The sequence below is a fragment of the Bartonella japonica genome (assembly GCF_040545385.1).
Lineage (GTDB): Bacteria > Pseudomonadota > Alphaproteobacteria > Rhizobiales > Rhizobiaceae > Bartonella > Bartonella japonica.
Genome location: NZ_JBEPLT010000001.1, coordinates 128,766 through 150,514 on the forward strand (window position 1 = coordinate 128,766; position 21,749 = coordinate 150,514).

Genomic DNA, 21,749 nt, shown 5'->3' on the forward strand with positions numbered 1-21,749 from the left:
AAACATCCGTATTTTAAGCTAACAAATGAAATGACAGTGTCCCTTGTATCTTCCATAGCATATGCATGGTATCAATAATGCTATCTAACGGGTTTTGCATTATACCCTTTACAGATGCCGTTGTGAGATAGAATTGAGAACAAGATGAGAAGAACACTCACAAGCTTGTGGCGATAATGCAGGAATAAAAACACGTCGCGACTGACGGCGCTGTACGAGCAATCCTTGATAAACACGTTTCTGCGCTTGACACATTAAAAGCCCACCAAAATAAGGCAAGAGATGACGCGCAAACGGCTCATAAAAAAATGAGAATAACCGCGAAACATACCCCGAAGAAGGTGTATAATACACCATTTCTTGTACTGGTCCTGAAATAAAATTTGTTTTTTCAAACAAACGAGCGATTTGTTGTCGACTATAAGGTTCACCATAGCCAAAAGGTGTGCAACCATTACGCGCCCAAAAACCGGAGCGATTAGGAACAATGACAATCAACTGCCCATTGGGTTTTAAAACCCGCCATATTTCATTAAGTGTTTCAAAGGAATTTTCTGTATATTCAAGAGCATGTACCAATAAAATACAATCAACTGAAGCATCAGGAAGCGGTAAATCCTCTTCAAAAACAAGAACTGTTGCAACCTTATCAGCGCAAGGCCAAGGGGACGCACCTTGTGCAGCTGGCATAAAAGCAAAACATTGCTGTGCACGTGTACGCAAGGCAGAAAGATAAGGAAGCGCATAACCAAAACCCATCACTCGTTTATCAGTAAGATCCGGCCACCATAAGTTCAATTGATCATACAGCGTCTCTTGCACACGCCGTCCAAGTGTAGAAGCATAAAAATCTTTCAGTGTGACTATATCCAACTCAACATACCGTGTAGCAACAAATTTTTAACATCACAGATTTCATGTACCCCATTTATATGAACTCCTGCCTTTTCTCCACAATAGAAAAAACTTTAATTGTTCATATTGTAAACGCAAATAACAAAAAACGCTGTACGAATATTTTTATGATCATTTCATTCCAAACGCTTTAGTCATACTCTTTGATCTTTGAATCTTATACCCTCTAAGATTTCCAATGCACTTTTTTGACATTGATGAAAAGAAAAATGGAATGATTAATTAAAATTAAGCAGCCTTTCAAGATAGTTTTTTTCTACCTCTGGGATACGCTCTTTACCAAGACGTTTGCGAATTTCTTCCAAAATTTGTCGCGCACGCATCTGATCACTTTCTTGCGGTATAATTTTACTGTCTTGTTCTTTTTGATCTGTTTGTGAAGAAAGCGGACGTCCTAATGGATCTTTAGCACCAGAAGCAGCATTTTGATTGTCGCCAGTTTCTTTCAACATTTCACGCATTTTTTCTAAAATATTTTGTGCGCCTTTCCGCAAAGATTCTAAAGCATCTGACTGATTTTGTATAGACATTTGATTGTTTCCCTGATTAAGAGCATCTTCTGCAGAACTCATTTTCTCTTTTGCTTTTTCAAATGCATCATTCGGTCCAACCCCTTGTGTTAATAATTCTTTTTCTAACGCCGACAATTCAGACTGCAACTCAGCCTGACGCTTTTTTAAAGTTTGGCGTTGCTCTTCCGGTATATCCTCACCATGTCGCTGTTTTGTTTCGAGTTGGTGTGTTTCATTAAGAATTTCTTGCTGACGACGCAGAAAATCTCCAAGCTGATCCATTTGTTCTTTCATTTTTTCAGATTGGCTTTCCCCCTTCTCTCCATTTTGATTACTTTTTTTAAATTGTAAATGATCAAGAGTCTGTTCAATTTCAGCCAACAACTGTTCAGCTGCTACAGAGGACCCCATCTTGGCCATTTCTTCAATCAAATCCAGTTTTTTTTCTAATGAATCATTTGAAAGATCAGAATGACTATCGCTTTGTGCTTTTCCAGTGTTTTTGCTTTGTACTTTTCCAGTGTCTTGTGTGCTTTCAGCCAAAGCATTAATATATGCATCCATAGCTTGGCGTAAATCTGCTGTCAGCCGTTCAATTTCTGCGGCTGGAGCACCATAACGAAGAGCATCACGCAAAGCAGTTTGTGCTTGTTTTAAATTTTTCTGCACAGATTCGAGCTGATTGTCTTCAATACCTAAAGCAATCTGCCATAAATAGTCGACGATACCACGCAAATCATCTTCTGTCTCTACCATAGAAAGCCTTGTCCATGCGCTCTGCAAAACAAGAAAATGCGTGAAATTTTGAAGCCCATCTTTTGGACGCACAAGCAATGCAGAAAGCATATCGAGCACACGTTGTTGCGCAGAAGCATCAAGAGCCAGTAAACGACGCAATTCAATCACTGCCCGCGCAACAGGATTCGAAAAAATACGCTGCGGTAACGTCATAACAAAAGTTTTACTCCGTCCTTGCTGCCCTGCACCATCTTCTGCCACCAAAGTGATTTTGACTTCCGAACCAGCCCATGGATGAACTGATACGTCTTGCACGGTCCGCATTTTACCTTTTCCACCACGTGGGAGAAGAAGCTTTATTTCAGGTGCTTTATAAAGAGAAGAAGCATTTGTATGCTGACTTAAAAAAGGTTCTATTTCAACAAAAGCCTTTGTCACTCCATAATCATCATTCAATTCATATTGAATTTCTAATGACCCAGTCAAAACACGCCCTGGCTTTTCTACCCAATGAATTGTTGGAGGCTGATCTTTTATCACCTTCAAATTCCACTGCTGTTTCTTACGACGTGATGAGACAAACAAACCTATTGAATCTTTTAAATGTGTTTCAAATTGAACCACTGGATCATTTAAAGCCGTTTTTTCATTTTTCTTTGAAAATAAAACTTCATGCGCATTCTCTTTAGAGATTGCCTTGACTTTAACGCCAGCACCATTGACAACACGGACCACCAAATTGCTGCCTTCAGGAACTGTCAGCCATGTTTTCTCATCTTTTGTTAAATAAAGAGGTGCAACACCGGTATAAGCAGGCGGCGTTACCCAAGCATCAATCCGCATCGTTGCTTCATCGACCATAGGACGTAAATCAAATGCATCTGCCAAACGCCCTCCCGATGATCCAAAAGAAAAACTAAAAGCACATACACAAAAGAGAACACAAACAGCCCTCAGAGCAAAAGGATCATAATCTGCACTATTAAGAGAGAAAAATCCAGTTTTTAAATGATATAATTGTTTGGCCATGCGGCGTTTATGTTCACGCCAAACAATTGCACGAAAATCTTCATTATCTTCAACGTATAAACAATCTGTTTGGACGCTTAAAGGCTGATTTTTAAGGCCGTTTGCACGTTCAAGACGCTGATTAACCTCCCTCATTGTGGGAAAACGAAAACGAATAAGAAAAAATAAACTCCCTACAGAAGTAAAAAGAAAAAACACAAGTAAAAGTAAATGTGTCCAATAGCCCAGAAGACCAAAAACACCGAACCAACTAAGAGAACAAAAAATACTGAGAACCAGTAAAAACGGCAACAACCGTATCCATATCCGCTCAAATGAGAGGATAAACCACGTCAAAATTCGCACACACAAAAGCTTTATCATTGAAAAACTTCCGATGTTTTCATTTTTCATAGACAAGTATTTGTCCCCCTTTTACAGCGGTGAATTGAGATCTTGGCCTCTTCTTCACCCATTAAAGTGAAGAACCTCACCCCCCACCAATCTAAAACCAGGTGAATTTTTCTCAGTTTATTTCGCTTGCTGACCATTTATGATATTTATTTCACAGGTTTGCCAAGCAAATGCCACTCTAAATATTTTTCCAGCTTTATACTTTTACACTTGGTTGCAATAAAAGAAAACTGAAATCAAACAGAAACGACATTGTATTTTAATATACATAAATACACCTTATATCACCATAGTGAAAGAAAATGTTTGAGAGTATAAGGAATAAAACACACTCAAGACAATTTCTAGAAAATAAATTGTTTCATCAAAGTTTAGTAAAAATAAGACCAAAAACACTTAACAATGTTCGATCCAATCTGGAATATGATCACATCCTATCAATTGCGCATAATCAAGACGTGGACGAATGACTGCATAGCGTGTATCCTGAACAAGAACTTCTGGTACTAAAAGTCGGCTATTATAGGTGCTTGCCATCACTGCACCGTAAGCACCAGCTCCCGTAATCGCCAAAAGATCACCTTGTGCTAAAATTGGCACACAGCGATCTAATGCTAAATAATCGCCAGTTTCACAAACTGAACCCACAATATCTGCACGAATAAGCGCTGCATCTTCTGATGCTTGTTTCACAAGTATCACATTCTGCCAAGCATCATAAAGCGTTGGGCGTATTAGATCATTCATCGCCGCATCCACGATAACGAAATTCCGCCCTTCTCCCTTTTTCAAATAGAGAACAGATGTCACCAACACACCAGCTTGACCAACAATGCTACGCCCTGGTTCGACGATAATATTGATCCCCAAAGGGGCAATATGTTTTTTTACAAGCGCTGCATAATCAACAACAGAAGGAACACCATGTCGTTCATTACCGTATGGTATACCAAGCCCGCCACCAATATCTATATGCGTGATCGCATAACCATCGCTCAATAATTGACGCGTAAAATCTGCGATAATAAAAAATGCTTTCTCAAAAGGTTTTAAATCACAGATCTGACTACCAATATGCATATCGATACCGCACACATGCACCCCTGGTAAAGAAGCAGCTTTTTTATAGGCATCTCTCGCAAACAACAGTGGAATACCAAATTTATTCTCAGACTTTCCTGTCGTAATTTTCTTATGAGTCTTTGCATCAATATCTGGATTAATGCGCAGCGAAACAGGTGCTGTTTTTGAAAGTGCAACAGCACGTTGCGACAATTGTTCGAGCTCTGGCTCTGATTCAACGTTAAAACAATAGATATCCTGAGCAAGGGCAAAATCTATCTCTTTTACTGTTTTTCCAACACCAGAGTAAACAATTCGGTGCGCAGGGATACCAGCAGCAAGAGCACGCCGCAATTCACCTTCTGAAACAACATCCGCGCCCGATCCATTTGCTGCTAAAAGCCGTAAGACGGCTTGATTAGAATTCGCTTTAACCGCATAAGCAATCAAACTATTATGCATTTCTTGAAATGCATTTTGATAATCCTTAAAACTTGTAAGCAATGCGTTAGCCGAATAACAATAAAAAGGTGTTTCCACAGCCTGTGCAAGAGAAGAAAGCGAAAGACCTTCAGCATGAAGGATACCTTGATGATAAGAAAAAAAATGCACACTTTCCTCCTACTTTATCAAACCATCAAGGATAAAAGGTTTATCTTCTTTACCTTTAGTAATAGATGCTCTAGGCTTCTCCACAATTGGAGAAGGCATCTCCAGTGGTCCTTTACGCCCACACCCCACAAGAACAATACCCCCCAAAAGGACAATTGTTAAATTCTTTACAATAATTTTCATCTGTCCTTTTTCTCCTATCGATCTTTATTTTTGTTTTGTTGGATTGTAAATTCAACCATTCAGGCTGTAACAAGACGTTTTTTCCAATAGGCAATTTGATAACGTATTTCTGAAGGCGCCGTACCACCGAAACTTTTACGGCTTTTAACCGATTTTTCAACCGTTAAAACATCAAAAAGTGCCGCGTGAATCTCTGGACATATTGCCTGAAGCTCCCCCAATGACAATTCATTGAGATGACACTGCTTTTTTTCTGCTAATGCCACAGCACGTCCAGTAATATAATGTGCTTCACGAAAAGGAAGCCCTAATTCACGCACCAACCAATCAGCAAAATCCGTTGCAATTGCATAACCAGAAGCAGCTGCTTGTTTCATAGCATCTTTATTAACTTCAAGATCACCCATAATTCCTGTCATTGCTACCAGCGATAATTCTAGATTCAAAGCTCCATCGAACACATATTCTTTATCTTCTTGCATATCTTTTGAATACGCAAGAGGGAGCCCTTTCATCACCGTTAACAGCCCAATCAATGCACCATTTAGTCGTCCGCTTTTGGCACGCACAAGTTCTGCAGCATCAGGGTTTCTCTTTTGTGGCATCATGGATGAACCAGTTGAAAAAGCATCCGATAAACGAATAAAATGAAATTGTTCGCTTGACCAAAGAATAATTTCTTCTGCCAAACGCGAAAGATGCATTGCACAAAGAGCACCAACACTTAAAAATTCCAATGCAAAATCACGATCCGAAACACTATCGATTGAATTGCGTGTTGGCTCTCGAAAGCCGAGCGCTTCTGCTGTCATAAAGCGATCAATTGGGAAGCTTGTTCCTGCCAAAGCACCAGCCCCTAAAGGCGATTCATTCATTCGCTCAACTGCATCACGCATTCTTGATAAATCTCGACCAAACATTTCAACATAAGCCATCATATAATGACCAAATGTTACAGGCTGTGCTGGTTGTAAATGCGTAAAGCCTGGCATAAAACTATCAACATGTTGTTCTGCTCGAATAAGCAATTGCTCTATCAATTTTTTTAAAGCTTGCGCTATTCTCTTTGCAGCCTCACGTACCCATAAACGAAAATCAACAGCAACCTGATCATTGCGTGAACGGGCCGTATGCAAACGCCCTGCTACAGGACCAATTAATTCACCCAGCCTTGATTCAATATTCATATGAATATCTTCAAGTTTTCGTGAGAAAATAAATGTGCCGTCCTCAATTTCTTTATGAATAAGTTTTAAACCATGAACAATTTTTTCATAATCTGATTGTGAAATGATCCCCGTTTGCGCTAACATTGCAGCATGAGCAAAAGAACCTTCAATATCTTGCGGATAAAGTTTGTGATCAAAATCAATTGAAGCATTAATTTCTTCCATGATTACAGAAGGTGTTGTTATAAATCGACCACCCCACATTTGGTTCTTTAATTTCTCATCTATCATATTCTGAAAACACCCATAAAAAGGTTAAAAATGATGATTCCTCAAACTTTTACCAACAGAAAAACACAGCTTTTCATCGCATTCTTTATCATTGCTTTAAGCTTATACACAATAATGAACCACAACAACAAGAGAGAGTCTTTCTTTTCCAATTTCATTTCAACAGCAATAGCAAAAGAAACAAATACAGTAAAAACACGAGCAGAAAAAATGATGGCGATCAAAGAAGCAGCAAAAGGTTTTTTTTCTCACATACGATTTTCTGATAGTCCCTATGATATGAACCAACTTTCTTTCAAGGATATTCAAGGAAAAGACCACAAACTCGCTGCATTTACCGGCAAACCGCTGCTTATCAATCTATGGGCTATTTGGTGTGCACCCTGCCGTGCGGAAATGCCTGAGCTTGCGCAATTAAAACGCGAATTGGGTGGTGAAAATTTTGATGTAATCGCTATTAATACCGATAAAACAGCTTCTCCTGAAAAAATTCAGCAATTTTTACAAGAAGTTCATGCTGATAACCTGCTTTACTATCGCGATGAAACAATGGATATTTTTAACAACATTCGGAAACAAGGGTTGGCTCTAGGACTCCCCATCACACTTCTGATTGATAAAAACGGTTATCTCATTGCCTCATATAATGGTGCAGCTCCATGGGCCGATGATGATGCCAAAGCGCTTATAAAAGCTGTCATTAAAGAGGCACAAGAACCCTAATAACCGCGTCTTTTTAAACGTTGAACAACCAAATCTAATGCTGATAAAAAAGCAGAACGATCCTTACGACAAAAAGGACGCGGACCGCCTATTATCATATTGCCTTGTCCTCGCAAATCTTCCATCAAATTGCGCATTGCCAAAGCTTGACCAATTAAGCTTGCATCAAAAATACGCCCTGTTGGTGAAAGACCGACACCTCTAGCCCGCACAACGCGCGCAGCCAAAGGGATATCACTGGTAATAACGATACTCGCCTCATGCACATTTTCTACAATCCAATTATCTGCACAATCAGGCTCATCATCCACTATCACCCTTTCAAGAAGCGTTTCATCTGGCAAAACCAAAAAACGATTTGCCACAGCAAATGTTTTGAGTTGATAACGATTCATAACGCGATAAATTTCATCTTTAACAGGGCAAGCATCCGCATCAATAAATAAAGTAATAGCTGGCTTTATTGGGGGATTCGTTTTTAGACTTTCAAACAATGACTGGCTCTTTCATTTACCTGAATCTTGCAAATGATTACGATAAAACATTATTGCCGCGTTTATTTCACCTCCAAAAATAAAAATCGCACTTAAAATGTAAAGAAAAATAATGGCAACCATAATAGATGCTAAGCCTGCATAAGTAGAAATATAATTAAACATTGTCAAATACTGCGCAAAAGCAATGGAAGCCATAAACCACACTGACATTGTCACGATAATTCCTGGTAAAATATCGACAAATTTCCGTCGCTCTGCTGGTAGCCACTTATGGACAATTAAAAGACTTATAAATAAAACAACTGCTGCAATAGTATAACGCCATAAACGAATGATACCAATATATTCGGTAATGAAAAAAGAATATTTTTGCATAATTTTGATCATCAAAGGTGCTAAAATTAATAAAAAGCTAATCACCACAAGACCAATAGCTCCAAGGATCACAAAAAACAAACTTTGAAAACGACAAAACAACAAGCTCCGCTGATCAACAACGCGATAAGCTTTATTCAAAGCTGCACGTAAAGCTTCTATCCCATTAGAGGCAAAATAAGCTGCTCCAATGACAGAAAGCGTTAACACACCTCCTCGCTGAACAGTTAAAACATTGATAACTTCCTGAGATAAAGGTTCAGCAATGACATCTGGCAATAACTGTACCAGCGCCTTAATTTTTTGCGGTGTGTATGTAAAAGCACCAAGAAAACTCGCAAGAGATGTCCCAAAAATAAAAAAAGGGAAAAACGCTAAAAGCCCTGATAACGCAACATGACTTGCAAAAGCGCTCCCATTATCACGCCAATAATGGCTTACTGCATCAACAAGAATACGATAGCTATACCAAAAGATATTTCTTAACAAATCTCAATACTTTCTGGTAATATTCTTTTCTAGTTCATTCAAGCTTCATAAAAATCATCAGAATTCGACAATAAATCTTATTTAGTATAAATGGCAATGATCCATATGGTCAAGCCTAGCTTTGCAGTAAAACTAAAAAGAACAAATTTTGTACATTAAAAACCAAAAACAATGAGATTAATCATCCAATATTATTGATCAAACAAATGTATTAAACTTACACAAAGCACCATGTAACCTTTGTTACAAATTTAGGTACACAGAAAATAATCTTTTTACTCCCATCTGCATGCGAGCAATTGCTTATCTCATTTAAAAACAATCCACGGTTTAAAGAAATAGAGATTTATAGAAAAAACAAAGAAAGCTCAATGTAAACTTTTACTTACCTTTTTGAAAAACACTATGACGACCAAAATCAGGAGCATCAATCTCCTGTCCAGCAGCAATAATGTTACGACGCACAGCACGCGTATACGTAAAAAAATCAAAGAGTGTCTCACCATCTCCCAAACGAATTGCCTTCTCTAAAGAAGAGAGCCCTTCACTAAAACGGCTTAACATTTCTAAAATGGCATCCTTATTATGCAAACAAATATCTCTCCACATAACCGGATCAGAAGACGCCAAACGCGTAAAATCACGAAAACCTGAAGCGGAATAAGCAATCACTTCTGAATTTGTCACCTTTTCTAAATCGCTCGCCGTTCCAACGGTATTATAAGCAATCAAATGCGGTAAATGTGAAACAATAGCCAAAACAAGATCGTGACGTTTAGGATCCATTTTCTCAACACGCGCTCCACAAGTTTCCCAAAACGCTGTTAACCGTGCGACAGCTTCAGCATCACTTTCAGCAAACGGCGTTAAAATACATCAGCGATTCATAAACAAGTCAGCAAAACCAGCATCCGGTCCTGAATATTCTGTTCCAGCAATTGGATGACCAGGAATAAAATGAACTGATTTGGGCAATAAAGGTGCCATTTCTGCAATAACCAACGCTTTTGTAGAACCAACATCACTCACAATCGCTCCAGGTTTTAAGTGATCACGAATGGTTTTTGCAACTTCCGCACTTGCTCCAACAGGAATAGAAACAATAACCAAATCTGCTTCTTCAACAGCTTTAGCATTATTGGTTGTATAAAAATCTCCAAGTTCTAATTCACGCGCTCTTTTCAATGTTTCTTGACGACGCGTTGCAATAGAAATGTGAGCAGCAAGATCCTTCTTTTTAATTACCCGCGCTAAAGAAGAGCCAATAAGACCAATCCCTATGAGTGCTATTTTTTCAAACCGAATATGGAGCATTTTTCACCTTTAAAGACCCTTTGAAAAGGGCAACAAAACAACAATTTTTCTTCAAGATTTATGTATCAAACATTTAAAAAATCAAAACCGATAAGACAAGAAAGAATAAAGCCACACGGTGATCCACTAATCACCTTTGCAAACCAAAAACAGATCATTTTTACTTGGAAAGTGCATTCAAAAAATGAATAACAGAAGCAATACAGAGCCCTAAAATATGTCAATTTATTGTTCTACGAGCACGCATCATAGCAAAAGATACTTATGTGTTCTCACAAGCTCTTGGTAACAATAACCTCCGCTCTGCATAAAACTTCACAAGTTATTTCATAAAATTTCTCAAAAATATAAACGAAAATCGCTCCTTTACACAATACTTGGATCATCTTACGATCCTTCCCTCTCTCACTGCAACAATCAACATAAATTTTTTGAATGTTGAAAACGCTACCAAACAACTTATGCAAAAAAATACTGCAATTCTAAAAGCATTTTTTTCTCCCTATGCCACAAAGCTGTGCCATAAATTACCCTCCTATAAACCAAACTTACTTTACAAACTAAGAAAGCTCAGAAACGAAATTAACATCCTTGTGATGAAACAAATTCAGAATAAAATAACCTCATCTTTAAAGATAACTATAAACAAAAAAACACCCCTTTTGCACAACGGCAGCATAAAGGTATAATACACAATCCATTGCGTACTATCATTTTCCAGTCTTTTCCTGCAAATAGGTTGTAGACATGACATGCTACAATCTTTATGTTGATAAAGAAGCAGATCGGTACCACCATTATATCCAGAACCACTTCTGTATTTCTAACTTCCAATGTTGCTAACTCACGCCTTTATCTAAGTGGTTTATAAGAGTCATTTTTAGTTTTTTGGCAAATAATTTTATCCATACACCGATCTCTTTCATGAGATACAAACAAATAATTTTTTTCATTCATCATGAAAAAATTTCTACGAAACCTTATCTTTCAACAAAAAAATGATTTATTATCGTTATAAATTAATATGTTAACTCTTTTATAAAACATATAAAAACACAAAACACTTTTACCATAAATCTCTCAATTTTACCCTAACAAATTACCCGAATATCAGATGAAAAATCTGTAAAATCTTTCTTTTAAAGACTGCCCTCTTTATGTTGCGAAAAAACAAATAAATTTTCATGGATACAGCTTAATATTTTAAGCAGCCATTTGGCGTCGTGCAATAATTGTAAGCCCCAGTAAAACTTGACGAATGATAGCTTCTCCTAAAAGTGGATTTTTACGACTATTTAAAACAGCAGTTTGAATTTTTTCCATTGCATGAGAAATATGTTCCAATTTCCAATAGTTTAAAGCTTGTTCAACTGTTTTTTTCCGTTGAAAAAAAATCGGTGGTCGCGCTTGAGAAATCACTGAAAAAGGCGTTTTCCCTTCAATCTCCACTTGATAACGCAAAAGCTGTAACTGCTGAAAATGCCTTTGTGCCGTACTTAAAATAAGGAAAGCTGTACCATACATCGTTGTATATCGGCTAAAGTGAACCTCAAACCCAGAAACATCACCTAATAAAAGGGCATCAACCACTTCATCTAGAGAAAGAGCACTCACATGACTCACAACAGCTTTTACATCTTCAAAGGTAATATGACTATCTGAAGCGTAAAGACAAAGCTTTTCTAACTCACCTCGCGACACAAGACGATCCGCCCCCAAATTTTCGTGCAACCATTTTCGTGCATCTAAAGAAAGGGTTTTCTTAAAATGACCTAAAGTCTCATCCATCAAAGTATCAAGAGAACGAGCATCATCTGCAAAACAAGGCAAAGCCATTGCTTTTGATGCCGTTTCAACAACATTGCGCAACCCTGTTCCTTTTTTCAAATCTCCAGCCTCAATCAGAACAAAGCACATTTCTGGTGGTTCCTCAATTAAAAGCTTCAAAGCTGTAAGAAAACCTTTCTGGTTAGCACCGTTAGAGATCCATATCAAACGATCCCCTCCAAAGAGAGATAAGGTACGTGCTTCATTTCCCAAACGAGCAGGATCTTTATCAATTTCAGCTGCATCCAAACGAATTGTTGAAAATGGATCTTCTATTGCTACCCGTGTAAGCTTTGCAAAACACTGCGCACGCTCACAAACAAGACCACGATCTGGTCCGTAAATAAGAACAATAGGAAAAGAACGTGAAAAACGCGTTAGGAACTGATCAACTTCATGCGCTTTTTTCTGAGCCAAAATATTAATCCATTAAAAGTTCATCATCATCAAGAGCTTCCCCACGAACTTTCTGAAACATGCCTATTAAATCATCTACATTCAAATTCTTGCGTTCTTCTTGACACATATCCAAAATCACTTTTCCACCATGCAACATCAATGTACGATCTCCATGATCAAGAGCCTGACGCATAGAGTGTGTTACCATAATAGTGGTTAATTTCTTCTCTTCAACGATTTTTTCGGTTAACTTCATAACAAAATCAGCCATTCCTGGATCTAATGCTGAAGTATGTTCATCAAGCAATAAAACATCCGCATGGGCTAAAGTTGCCATCACAAGACAAACTGCTTGACGTTGTCCGCCTGACAAACTGTCCATAGGATTATGAATAAACGCCTCAAGACCAATACCTAATTGTGCGATTTCATCACGAAAAAATTGCCGTTTTTTATGGTTTAAAGCTGCACGCAAACCACGGCGACTTCCCCGAAGAGCAGCAAGAGCCAAATTTTCTTCAATTGTTAAAGAACCGCAGCTTCCTATTAACGAATCTTGAAAAACACAAGCAACCTTCGCTGCACGCTCACTTACTGATTGCCTAGAAACATTTTGTCTATTGATCACCACTTTTCCTTTTGTAGGAAGAATTGTGCCTGCCAAAACACCAAGCAACGTTGATTTACCAGCGCCATTTGAACCAATAATCGTAACAAAACTGCCCCGATCAATCTTGAGGTTAATATCAATTAATGCTTGTTTTTCTAAAGGCGTTTGCGGTTTAAATGTAACCCCGACATGAGAAAATTCAATCATGTTTACGCCTCCTCCAATAGCGTGGTATAACTAGAGCTGAAACAACTAACAGTGCAGTAATCAACTGAAGGTCTGTTGACGTATCGATACCAATTCCGTTTGCCTCAAAAGCAAGTTGCACAGCGACACGATAAAGGACAGAACCCACAATACAGCTTACAATAATCCACAAAATATTGCGCGTACGAAAAAGAGTCTCACCAATAATAACCGCTGCTAAACCAAAAACGATCGTACCAGTTCCACCAGTAATATCAGTAGCAATTGCGGTTTGAATATAAAGAGAACCACCAAGTGCGACGCACGCATTTGAAATCCCCATACCAAAATAAATTAACGCTGATCTATGAATCCCTTGCGCCGTAGCCATACGTGGATTAGTGCCCATTGCTCTCATAGCAAGACCTATTTCACTTTCCAAAAAGCACCAAATAAAAAATGCTACAACCAGCAATACAGCACCAACGAAAAGAGGACGCACAAAGATATCAGACAAGCCAAACAAATTATAAAAGGGTGTTAAAGCAGTATCAGAAAGTGCCAAATTAATATTAGACCCTCCCATAATGCCCATAACACGAAGATTAATTGTATAAAGTGCTGACATTATCAAAATGGAAGCCAAAAGGTTCAAAATGCCAAAACGCAAATTGAGCAAAGCTGTTAATAAACCAGCCACCATACCTGCAAAAAAAGCGCATGCCATAGCGATCCATGCATTAAAACCTAAGAGAATCAAAACGCCACAAACACATGACCCAAGAAGAAACGAACCATCAACAGTTAAATCAGGAAAATCCAAGACACGAAATGAAAGATAAACCCCTATAGCAACAAATGCATAAATAAGACCTAACTCCACAGCCCCAGAAAACGCAAATATACTCATCCTAAGACCACCCTATGAAAACTTAACGTACTTTTATTATATCAACCTCACATCAACAAAAGATTATTGAATAATCTCTGTCGCACGTTCGATAACTGCCTGTGGAATAACAATACCAGCTTTTTTAGCTGCTTTCATATCGATTCTAATGTCATTATTCGCAGCCTGTATCACATCGATATCACCAGGCTTTTCACCCTTTAGAATACGCACAACCAGTTTCCCAGCTTCGACTCCTACATGGTAGAAATTCACGCCCTGTGTCATAAAAGGACCGCGTCCAATAGAATTAGAATCAACAGTAAATACAGGCATATTTGCTTCCTGTGAGACCTTTACTGCGCCCTCTAAAACAGAAGAAACCGTATTATCAGCGGGAATAAAAATGATATCGACTTTTCCAACTAAAGCCCGTGTTGCTGCCTGAACATCAGAAGGTTTAAGCGCCGCTGAAGGAACAATTTCAATTCCAGACTTACCTGCCACATTTTTTAACATCTTAAGTGTTGAAACAGAATTGGCTTCCGACGGATTATAAAGATAACCAATTTTTTTTAGATCTGGTTTTACTTCCAGCAAAATTTTAAGACTTTCTGCAACCTCTAAATAATCGGAAATCCCCGTCACATTACCACTGGGTTTGGTAAGCGAAGACACTATTTTCGCTCCAATAGGGTCAGAAATCGCAGCAAAAACGATAGGAATATTTTTCGTTGCTGCAAGCACTGTTTGTGCTGAAGGTGTACTGATCGCAACGATGACATCAGGTTTATCACCGACAAATTTACGTGCAATTTGCGTTGCTGTAGAAATATTGCCCTGTGCCGGTAAAAAAGTGAGTTCGAAATTTTCACCTTGTTTATAACCATTTTCTGCAAGTGTATCCACAACCCCTTTACGGACAGCATCAGTAGCAGGATGTATCATAATCTGTGTAATTGCAACTTTAACGCGATCACCTGCCTTTGCAAAACTGTTCATGATAAAAACAGCAGCAATCGCAATCCATAATAGATTTATTCTTTTCAACACTTTATTCCACCACTCTCTTATTCAAACTAAAGAGGAAAAGATCTATTGAAGAGCACTTCCAAAATCAATCTTTATTTTTATTTTTGAAATATTTACAAAATAAATCTAATTGAAATGTTATTTTTTTGTTGCAATTCGTAAAATGCTACGCCATACAAGCAACATCTGAAGCAAAATTATGTTTCGAATCGGTGAGCGGGTGTAGCTCAGGGGTAGAGCACAACCTTGCCAAGGTTGGGGTCGTGGGTTCGAATCCCATCGCCCGCTCCATTATATACAATAGCAATCTGTCGCTGTTATGGGTGGTTTGTGTAGTTTATCACCAAATCTTATGTTTTTTGGCACAAAATTTTGTATCAATTTATTTTTTTCACGTTTTTTTTAAAAGACTCAAGAGAGTCTCTAAGGGGCTTCAAAGATCTTTTGCCAAATCACGCTCTTTCTTAAGCGGAATAATTTCGGTTAAATGCGCTAAAATCTCGAGAGAGTGACGTTGTGGAATACGAAGAGAAAGACGGTTTGCAATATTATTAATATGTCTGTCCATGATTATATTTTCTCTTCACACATGTCCGTTTGTTTTTCTTCTGTTACTGTAGGAAGTTTCTGCACATTGAGAGAATAATTATCCTTTCCCCATTCGCATTTTTTAAAATGGTGTGTGGAATCTTTTTCACTGTGAGATTTGGATAATCTGCTATATTGGCACGGAAATCAGTGCAGCATACGACCAAGGTACGCGTTGCCCCCACTTCTTCGCACAGAGCTTTCAACTGTACCTGATCAAGCATCTGCGTAGTAACATAGATAAAATCATTTTCATTCGATTTTCCATGCTCCCAATAATGCACCTCGCTTGGTGCGTAGGTAAAACCCATTATCTTGCACAGAGCTTCAACAAGCATAACAGCGTTATATTCCTTACTGATAACCCAATTGCCCCATTTATCCTTTTCCAACATAGAGGGAGCTAATCGATAATAGCGGAAACCACCACCACCTTGCCAGTTTACAACCTTAGAAATTCCTCCTTGATCCGAACCATCAATAACTTGTTTCAAGCGGGGTATACAATGGGTTTCACAGTGATTACCAAGTTCAATACCAATCCAACGCCGCCCCATCTTATGCGCTACCGCTGCCGTAGTTCCTGAGCCCAAAAAGGAATCCAATACAAGATCACTCGGCTTGGTCGTTAAATTTAATATTTTACTGATAAAACTTTCTGGTTTGGGATTAGTAAATGGATGATCGCCAAAAAGCGCCTTAGAATGTTGAGTCGCGTTGGTTGTCGTTTCTACGTCAGTCCAAAGTGTTGTAGCAACTCTACCACGAGAAAGAGCTTCTGATAAAAAACGTTTCCGTTGCGGCCTAGCTTCATTGTTTTTTCCAAATACGATGCGGTTATCTACCAACAACTCACAAAATTTATTGTATTCGTTTTTCCAACTACATCCTTTGTTTGGGATATAAAACTTACCTGTTTTTGGATTTATAATTTCATATTGTTGATTAGGTCTCCAACCACCTACTTGAAAAGGATCCGCTTTCCAAGGGCCTCTTGGATCATTATCTGGATTGCTAAAGCCTTTGCCTTCTTCTGGTATCCGAAATTGAGTTCTATTTTTTATCCAATAAGATTTATCTTTAAAATATACAAGATTATGTGTATGAGAAGTAGAAATTAACGCTGTATTTGTTACTGATTTTGTGGAATGCCAGATGACATCAGCCAAAAAATTGTGACGCCCAAAAATCTCATCCATCATAACCTTTAGATAGGCTTGTTCATTATCATCAATCGATATCCAAATACTTCCATCATCGACAAGCAAACGATGCAACAGCTCTAATCTATCGCGCATGAATCTAAGCCAAATAGAGTGCTCTAAATCATCGTCATAATGCTCAAAAGCGTTGCCGGTATTATAAGGCGGATCAAGATAAATACATTTTACTTTACCTGTATATTCCTGTTCTAATGCTTTAAGTGCGAGCAAATTGTCACCATGAATCAGTATATTATCAAAAATATCATGTTTGCTGAATTTATGGATCGCATGGTAAGATTTTTCTGCATCCTCCAGAAGAATACGCGGCTCTAACTTTGATCGCTTTTCTTTGCCAATCCAAGTTAGCTCTAATCTTTGTTTTTTCCTACTTATACGACAATTTGCTTCTTTTGTATTTTAAGACTCAACCAGTACTCATAATGATCAAATAAAAACGCGCAGAAAATGAAAGCAACATTCATTGCTAATTTTGCGTAATGATTTAACGGTTGATATGATATAAAATAGTCTGCACGAAATAAGAAGCCTTTTCGGTAAGACAAATACTCAATGTCACCGTTAATCACTTTTTGCAAAACTATAACAATAGTCTTTAATATTTTTATTTTTCTAATCTCTATTACACACAAAACATATCCTTGATCTCAAATCGCATATCTTGCATTTGTTTCTCAATTTTTGGGTAAACATATCATGTTTTTATCGATCTTATTCTTTGAATTCTAAGGCTCGCACAGTTTCTTGCTGCAGTGCTTCTCCAAAACAGATCTTTGCTTTTGGAGCTCTCGCTTTTCCTGTAAGCTCACTCATTATTTGAATTTGCTTTCAAGTTAACGAATATCTTCATTAATTTTCGTTAGATCCAGATCTAGATTGTTTTCGAGATTTACCACTCAGCAGTAATCGAACTTATCCAATTCTTCATTGAAATAGATATGATTTTAAGTTCTGTGCTTTTAAGTAATTCAGTTACATGATGAAAATTTTATAAATGATGAGATCTACCTTGTAGTCGTTTTTTTTATTTTTCACTACAATGGTAGGAATATTTTTGGCACTTTTTTTCTGATTTTCGGTAATTTTGGCAATTTTAGGTATCAAAATGCAATTTGGAAAACAACGCATTTAATGATAAAAAATATAACTAAAACAACATATTATCACCTATTCTTACTAAGAATAAAACTATCAAACAACACCCAACATTTACGAATACGAATTTTTCGTTTAACTGTAAAATAAGATAATGTGATTCAACAGATTACAGAATGAAGATTTTTCACATAAATCGTTTCATATATTTTTCCATAGCGCATAAAAATGGTGAAGTGGTCCTCGGCCTTTTCCCACATGCAAAGCACTTGAAGCAGATAAAGCACCACTCAAATAATCTTTTGCTTGTTTAACCGCACAAACCAAAGGCTGTGTAGGTAACAAAGCTGCAATTGCAGCTGAAATGGTACAACCTGCACCATGATCATTAGTCGTTACAAAACGTAAAGCTTCAAGCGTCACAATACCTTCACAATCACAATAAAGATCAGGACTAGAATGATCATAATGAGTTTCATTCGCGTGAGAAAGAGTACTAAGATGCCCACCTTTTAATAAAACCGCCTTACTTCCAAGTGTCAAAAGCTGTGGGGCATATTGGTACATAGTATCTAACGACCATTCCACTTCACATCCCAACAGCATAGCTGCCTCAGGCAAATTTGGAGTGATCAAAGTTGATAGTGGAACAAGAACGTCACGCATAATTTCGATCGTATTAGGCTTTAAAAGAACATCACCACTTTTTGCCACCATAACTGGATCAAAGACAATAAAACGGGGTTTATGATAAGCTAAACGCTCTGCAATAACCTGTGCAATCTGAACATTTGCAACCATACCAATTTTCACAGCATCAACATCAACATCCTCAAAAACAGAATCAATTTGATCAGCAACAAAAGACGCATCCAGCGCCTGAAAAGCACGTACTCCCTGTGTATTTTGTGCAACAACAGCTGTAATAACACTCATTCCATAGGTTTTCATTGCTGAAAATACCTTCAAATCGGCTTGCATCCCTGCACCACCGGAAGGATCAGTCCCAGCAATAGATAAAATACGTGGAATAAAAATTGCGTCTTGGCCAACCTGTAATTTCATCAGCCCCTTTCCTTATGTTTCTGAGTATCAGAAAATAGGTTTCTGAAAAATTCTAAAGAGAGATGTTTTCTCATGTCAAACTACGTTATATACATAGTGTTTTTGCAGATATAAAATGGAAAATATAGTGCTTATTCTTCGTTCTCTTCTTTTTACATTTACTTTCTATACAGTGACTCTCATACAGATGATCCTTTATGCTCCTATCTATTTTTTAATGCCACGTAAAAAAGCTTGGATTGTACCTAAAACATGGGCGCGCGTCACACTCTTTTTACAAAAATACATCGTAGGCACAAATTATGAAATTGAAGGGCTAGAAAATCTTCCTAAAGGAGCCTACATTATCGCTCCTAAACATCAGTCTGCATGGGAAACCTTTAGCCTTGTCCCCTATTTTGATGATCCCGCTCTCATCCTAAAGCGTGAATTAACATGGATTCCATTTTTTGGCTGGTACATGGCAAAAACACAAATTATTCCCATTAACCGAACAACACCCATTAAAGCTTTAAAAACCATCATACAAAAAGCAAAAGAAAAAGTAAAACAAGGACGCCAAATTTTGATCTTTCCCGAAGGAACACGCCGACAGCCAGGTCAAGAACCAGATTATAAATCAGGAATTGTTGCGCTCTATAATGAATTAGAGCTTCAAGTTGTCCCCATCGCACACAATGCCGGTTTATATTGGCCACGCAACAATTTTCGTCGTTATCCAGGAACAATTCGCGTTCGCATTCTTCCCCCTATAGAAGCAGGTTTAAACAAACGTGATTTCTTAGATCAACTCATCCAAAAAACAGAAAAAGCTTGTGATGAACTGCTTTTATTAGCCTCTCAAGACCCTACCCCCCCACCTATGCCACCCTGCGCTGTTAAAAAACTGCAAGAATTAAAAAAAACAAATAGTATGTAGATAAAAATATTTGAGAAAGAAGTAAAAATCTCTCTTACAATCATTTAAATGCAAGAACAGCTACAACATGATAAAATAGCAATATAATGTAATGCCAATTTGCACCTTCATAAGTACAAAAATTCTTCTTGATGCTATCATACTATTCACGGGTTGCGTTAAAAATAAGATTGAAACAAAATAAATTTTCTTTTTAAAAAAAGTATATAAATAAACAACACAACAATGTGTCCTTATTCGAGAATAAGCGTCGTTCCACTAAAGAACATGACAAATAAAAACATAGAATTTCACAATATATATCATTTTCAATAATATATATTGTGAAATTTTTACACTTTACAAAGCTGAATTCAAAAGGGAAAGTAAAAAGAGATACTGATGTCATCCTCGAAAAAACTGATAAGATACTAACTACCTGCCCTCTATCTCATGGACTTAGAAGCACAGTGTGCTACATTAAAACTACTCTAAATCATTGATAAGAAGGTATTGGACTTAAATTTAATGCAACGACTCTCTTATAATTTATTTTTATCTTTCATTTTGATTTTAACAAGCACCTTTGCTTTTGCACAACCCTTTATATCTGTTGATGTTGAAAGCGGACGTATCTTGGAACATAATCAAGCTTTTGAGCGTTGGTACCCAGCCTCCTTAACAAAATTAATGACTGCGTATGTCATTTTTCGTGCCATAAGCCGAGGAGAAATTTCACCAAACAAACATATCACCATCAGCGAAGATGCAGCAAAAGCTCCTTCTTACAATTCAGGTTATAAAGCTGGTTCCGTTCTTACACTTGATACAGCTTTAAGTATTACTCTGGTTAAATCCACCAATGATCTGGCCATTGCCATGAGTGAAGCAGTCTCTGGTTCACAAAAGGCTTTTGTACAACAAATGAATGCAAATGCTCAACGCCTAGGCATGTTTGGAACACATTTTGCCAATGCAAGTGGATTACCAAACACGCAAAATTACTCTACTGCACGCGACATTGCCCTTTTAGCAGTACAAATTCGCCGTGAATTCCCTCAATATGCCCATTATTTTTCTATTCCTGCCATTGATTTTGGAGATAAGCGGAAAATCTATCCCAATTCAAACAAGCTCATTGGTCGTTTTTACGGAATAGATGGCATGAAAACAGGCTTTATTTGTGCTTCGGGTTTTAATCTTGTTGCTTCAGCAACCCGTAATAAACGCACAATTATTGCTGTTATTTTAGGGGCTAATAATATAAGTGAAAGAGAGGAAAAAGCTGCACAATTACTTGAAACAGGATTTTCACATCAAGGATCGCGACAATCAACACTAGCAACACTAAAACCCTATGGTATAAAAATAGCACAAGCAACAGACATGAGTCAACAAATGTGCACTCCTAAAAGCATAAAAATGCATGCAGATTCTTACGATAATCAAGGAAATATTATTTTTTCTTCACCTTTGATCACTGATTCACCGGTTTTTTCACTTCCTTTATCAGTACGGCTCATTAGTGCACCAAAGGAACATAAAATCAAAAGAAAACCGCTTAAAAAATTCCACATTCCGCATCAAAAATCAGAAAATCGTATTATAACAAAGCCTGTAAACCATAATAGATGA

At 37.6% G+C, this 21,749-nt stretch carries 17 protein-coding genes, 1 tRNA gene and 1 pseudogene; 4 read left to right on the forward strand and 15 right to left on the reverse strand.

What is annotated here, in order from left to right:
* Nucleotides 1–108 precede the first annotated feature (108 nt).
* The 5 genes from ABID39_RS00585 to argH form a co-directional block, all read right to left on the reverse strand.
* On the reverse strand, nt 109–873 hold the full coding sequence (locus ABID39_RS00585) for a class I SAM-dependent methyltransferase (RefSeq protein ID WP_354184987.1): 765 nt from the start codon (nt 871–873) through the stop codon (nt 109–111).
* A 260-nt stretch (nt 874–1,133) separates the two neighbouring features.
* Nucleotides 1,134–3,587: a TIGR02302 family protein gene (locus ABID39_RS00590; RefSeq protein WP_354184989.1), complete on the reverse strand. Its 2,454-nt coding sequence runs from the start codon at nt 3,585–3,587 to the stop codon at nt 1,134–1,136.
* A gap of 396 nt (nt 3,588–3,983) precedes the next feature.
* Nucleotides 3,984–5,261: a diaminopimelate decarboxylase gene (gene lysA, locus ABID39_RS00595; RefSeq protein ID WP_354184991.1), complete on the reverse strand. Its 1,278-nt coding sequence runs from the start codon at nt 5,259–5,261 to the stop codon at nt 3,984–3,986.
* 9 nt (nt 5,262–5,270) lie between these two features.
* Nucleotides 5,271–5,444 (reverse strand): LPS translocon maturation chaperone LptM, encoded by a 174-nt coding sequence (gene lptM / locus ABID39_RS00600; RefSeq protein ID WP_354184993.1) that lies wholly within the window; start codon nt 5,442–5,444, stop codon nt 5,271–5,273.
* 59 nt (nt 5,445–5,503) lie between these two features.
* The gene (gene argH / locus ABID39_RS00605; RefSeq protein ID WP_354184995.1) at nt 5,504–6,904 is read right to left on the reverse strand and encodes an argininosuccinate lyase; all 1,401 of its coding nucleotides are present in this window, start codon (nt 6,902–6,904) and stop codon (nt 5,504–5,506) included.
* Nucleotides 6,905–6,937: 33 nt separating this feature from the next.
* Here argH and ABID39_RS00610 point away from each other — a divergent pair, with 33 nt between their 5' ends.
* Entirely contained in the window at nt 6,938–7,627 is a 690-nt protein-coding gene (locus ABID39_RS00610) for a TlpA disulfide reductase family protein (protein WP_354185369.1), read from the forward strand.
* On the opposite strand, the gene ABID39_RS00615 is transcribed toward ABID39_RS00610, so the two are convergent.
* From ABID39_RS00615 to ABID39_RS00645, 7 genes and pseudogenes are all read right to left on the reverse strand, one after another.
* On the reverse strand, nt 7,624–8,121 hold the full coding sequence (locus ABID39_RS00615) for a YaiI/YqxD family protein (protein ID WP_354184997.1): 498 nt from the start codon (nt 8,119–8,121) through the stop codon (nt 7,624–7,626). The genes ABID39_RS00610 and ABID39_RS00615 overlap by 4 nt on opposite strands.
* A gap of 12 nt (nt 8,122–8,133) precedes the next feature.
* Nucleotides 8,134–8,988, reverse strand: a complete 855-nt coding sequence (locus ABID39_RS00620) for a YihY/virulence factor BrkB family protein (protein WP_354184999.1) — start codon at nt 8,986–8,988, stop codon at nt 8,134–8,136.
* Between the two features lie 381 nt (nt 8,989–9,369).
* Nucleotides 9,370–10,302: pseudogene (locus tag ABID39_RS00625) on the reverse strand (prephenate/arogenate dehydrogenase family protein).
* A 1,203-nt stretch (nt 10,303–11,505) separates the two neighbouring features.
* Nucleotides 11,506–12,546 carry a DNA polymerase III subunit delta gene (holA, locus tag ABID39_RS00630; protein ID WP_354185001.1) on the reverse strand — a complete coding sequence of 347 codons (1,041 nt, stop codon included), beginning with the start codon at nt 12,544–12,546 and terminating at the stop codon, nt 11,506–11,508.
* Nucleotides 12,547–12,550: 4 nt separating this feature from the next.
* Nucleotides 12,551–13,345 (reverse strand): ABC transporter ATP-binding protein, encoded by a 795-nt coding sequence (locus ABID39_RS00635; RefSeq protein WP_354185003.1) that lies wholly within the window; start codon nt 13,343–13,345, stop codon nt 12,551–12,553.
* On the reverse strand, nt 13,338–14,234 hold the full coding sequence (locus tag ABID39_RS00640; RefSeq protein WP_354185005.1) for an ABC transporter permease: 897 nt from the start codon (nt 14,232–14,234) through the stop codon (nt 13,338–13,340). The genes ABID39_RS00635 and ABID39_RS00640 overlap by 8 nt, the downstream gene beginning before the upstream one ends.
* 63 nt (nt 14,235–14,297) lie before the next feature.
* Complete coding sequence (locus ABID39_RS00645) at nt 14,298–15,266, reverse strand: ABC transporter substrate-binding protein (RefSeq protein WP_354185007.1); 969 nt, start codon at nt 15,264–15,266, stop codon at nt 14,298–14,300.
* Between the two features lie 195 nt (nt 15,267–15,461).
* Here ABID39_RS00645 and ABID39_RS00650 point away from each other — a divergent pair.
* Nucleotides 15,462–15,536 (forward strand) — tRNA-Gly (locus ABID39_RS00650).
* A 142-nt stretch (nt 15,537–15,678) separates the two neighbouring features.
* On the opposite strand, the gene ABID39_RS00655 is transcribed toward ABID39_RS00650, so the two are convergent.
* The 3 genes from ABID39_RS00655 to thiD form a co-directional block, all read right to left on the reverse strand.
* On the reverse strand, nt 15,679–15,813 hold the full coding sequence (locus ABID39_RS00655) for a hypothetical protein (RefSeq protein ID WP_354185009.1): 135 nt from the start codon (nt 15,811–15,813) through the stop codon (nt 15,679–15,681).
* Between the two features lie 43 nt (nt 15,814–15,856).
* Nucleotides 15,857–17,266, reverse strand: coding sequence for a site-specific DNA-methyltransferase (locus ABID39_RS00660; RefSeq protein WP_354185011.1), 1,410 nt, complete (start codon nt 17,264–17,266; stop codon nt 15,857–15,859).
* 1,086 nt (nt 17,267–18,352) lie between these two features.
* Nucleotides 18,353–19,216: a bifunctional hydroxymethylpyrimidine kinase/phosphomethylpyrimidine kinase gene (gene thiD / locus ABID39_RS00665; protein WP_354185013.1), complete on the reverse strand. Its 864-nt coding sequence runs from the start codon at nt 19,214–19,216 to the stop codon at nt 18,353–18,355.
* Nucleotides 19,217–19,331: 115 nt separating this feature from the next.
* Here thiD and ABID39_RS00670 point away from each other — a divergent pair, with 115 nt between their 5' ends.
* On the forward strand, nt 19,332–20,135 hold the full coding sequence (locus ABID39_RS00670; protein ID WP_354185015.1) for a lysophospholipid acyltransferase family protein: 804 nt from the start codon (nt 19,332–19,334) through the stop codon (nt 20,133–20,135).
* A gap of 507 nt (nt 20,136–20,642) precedes the next feature.
* On the forward strand, nt 20,643–21,749 hold the full coding sequence (locus tag ABID39_RS00675) for a D-alanyl-D-alanine carboxypeptidase family protein (RefSeq protein WP_354185017.1): 1,107 nt from the start codon (nt 20,643–20,645) through the stop codon (nt 21,747–21,749).

Excerpts from the sequence above, each read along its gene's own strand:
- ABID39_RS00590 (WP_354184989.1), bottom strand. The coding sequence starts at position 3,587 with ATGAAAAATGAAAACATCGGAAGTTTTTCAATGATAAAGCTTTTGTGT.
- lptM (WP_354184993.1), bottom strand. The coding sequence starts at position 5,444 with ATGAAAATTATTGTAAAGAATTTAACAATTGTCCTTTTGGGGGGTATT.
- argH (WP_354184995.1), bottom strand. The coding sequence starts at position 6,904 with ATGATAGATGAGAAATTAAAGAACCAAATGTGGGGTGGTCGATTTATA.
- ABID39_RS00610 (WP_354185369.1), top strand. The coding sequence starts at position 6,938 with ATGATTCCTCAAACTTTTACCAACAGAAAAACACAGCTTTTCATCGCA.
- ABID39_RS00635 (WP_354185003.1), bottom strand. The coding sequence starts at position 13,345 with ATGATTGAATTTTCTCATGTCGGGGTTACATTTAAACCGCAAACGCCT.
- ABID39_RS00640 (WP_354185005.1), bottom strand. The coding sequence starts at position 14,234 with ATGAGTATATTTGCGTTTTCTGGGGCTGTGGAGTTAGGTCTTATTTAT.
- ABID39_RS00655 (WP_354185009.1), bottom strand. The coding sequence starts at position 15,813 with ATGGACAGACATATTAATAATATTGCAAACCGTCTTTCTCTTCGTATT.
- thiD (WP_354185013.1), bottom strand. The coding sequence starts at position 19,216 with ATGAAATTACAGGTTGGCCAAGACGCAATTTTTATTCCACGTATTTTA.
- ABID39_RS00670 (WP_354185015.1), top strand. The coding sequence starts at position 19,332 with ATGGAAAATATAGTGCTTATTCTTCGTTCTCTTCTTTTTACATTTACT.
- ABID39_RS00675 (WP_354185017.1), top strand. The coding sequence starts at position 20,643 with ATGCAACGACTCTCTTATAATTTATTTTTATCTTTCATTTTGATTTTA.